Source organism: Cereibacter sediminicola (genome assembly GCF_007668225.1).
GTDB lineage: Bacteria > Pseudomonadota > Alphaproteobacteria > Rhodobacterales > Rhodobacteraceae > Cereibacter_A > Cereibacter_A azotoformans.
Genome location: NZ_VDEK01000097.1, coordinates 1 through 1,483 on the forward strand (window position 1 = coordinate 1; position 1,483 = coordinate 1,483).

Consider the following 1,483-nt stretch of genomic DNA (forward strand, 5'->3'; position numbering starts at 1 on the left):
CGAACCTGATGAACGCCCTGATGGACGCGATCATCGACGCGCTGGACGCCCATTCGGCGATGAGCAAGCAGGCGCTGGAGTCACCGGCGATCCAGAGAGGCCTGTGAAGGATGCCCTTATGGGCCCGGGTCGTCTCTATGAAGCCCTACGGGAGCGGGCGGCGTGAGGTAAGCGGATTGGCGAGGCAGTCGACTGAGACCAACGACCGCTGGCAAACGCGGAGGGCGGTCAGCGGTCTGATGGCGGCGCGGCAAGGCGGTTGCAGAAACCAGTGATACCGGACACTCGGTCCTGCGCTGCGGGTAGCAGCGAAGCGCAGGAAACGGACCTGACGATTGGAAACGCGCGTCTTGCGCGACCGATGCAGCCGGCCGAGGCTGTGTCGAAACTCGGCGGCGCTGCGGTAACTGGCAGGCGTTTCGGCGCCCCCAACCTTGCACGCTCGCTCTGATTGCATCCGCCGTATCGAAGTCCTGCATGCGTGTGGAATCGATGACCGGTCCAACGAGCCTTGATGATGCGGTATCAGACCGGGATGGCCTCCATGAGCCGCCTGATGCCGATCAGCGTGACCACCCGCTTGATGTTGTAGGCCAGCACGTTCAGCGCCATTTCGGTGCGCACGTTTTTCAGCCTCCGTGTCAGGAAGTGGGTGTGGCCCATCCAGGCTTTGATCGTGCCGAATGGGTGCTCGACCGTGCAACGGCGCAGGGTCATTGGATCGGGGTCACGACCGAGCCGTTCGCGCATGTCGTCGACCAGAGCCTCATGCTCCCACCGCGTGATCCGCCGCTCCGTGCCGCTGGTGCATCGGCTCTGAAGGGGACAGGCCTGGCACTCGTTGATCCAGTATCTCCGGACCTGAACGCCGCGCTCCTCGGTGGTGTAGCGATAGATCAGATCCTCACCCGCCGGGCAGACATAGACGTCGCGCCCGGGATCGTAGATGAAGTCGGCCTTGACGAACCGGCCCTTGACCGCATTGCCCGACGTGGCCGGGCGCGGCACGGTCGCGGTGATGCCAGCTTCGTGGCAGGCGAGGATCTCGGTGCCGCTGAAGTAGCCCTTGTCGCCGATCGCGTGCAGGTCGTCGCGGCCGAGCGCATCCTTGGCCGCGATGGCCATCGGGCTCAACTGGTCGCGGTCGAAGCCCTCGTTGGTGACGTCGTGGGTGACGATAATATGGGTCTCGGTGTCGACGGCGCTCTGCACGTTGTACCCGACCAACCCGCTGTGCCTTGCGCTGGTCGCCATCGCGCGCGCATCGGGATCGGTCAGGGAAATCTGGCCGTCCGGCGTGTCGGTCAACTCTTTGTCCATCGCCTTCAGCCGGTCGATCTCCTGCCGGATGCGGCCGTAGCGCCGGGCCAGGTGCTGCACCTTCTCAGCCCGCGCCTCGCCTTCTTCCTGCCGGTCGATACGGACCATCGTAAGCTGACGCCGAGGGCCGTCTTGACTTACCGGCTTTTCTCATCGGCCATGA

At 64.6% G+C, this 1,483-nt stretch carries 1 pseudogene; it reads right to left on the reverse strand.

From position 1 onward, the window contains the following. Nucleotides 1-525: 525 nt before the first annotated feature. Nucleotides 526-1,428, reverse strand: a pseudogene (locus FG154_RS20460) (transposase); the annotation flags it as partial. Between the last annotated feature and the right edge of the window lie 55 nt (nucleotides 1,429-1,483).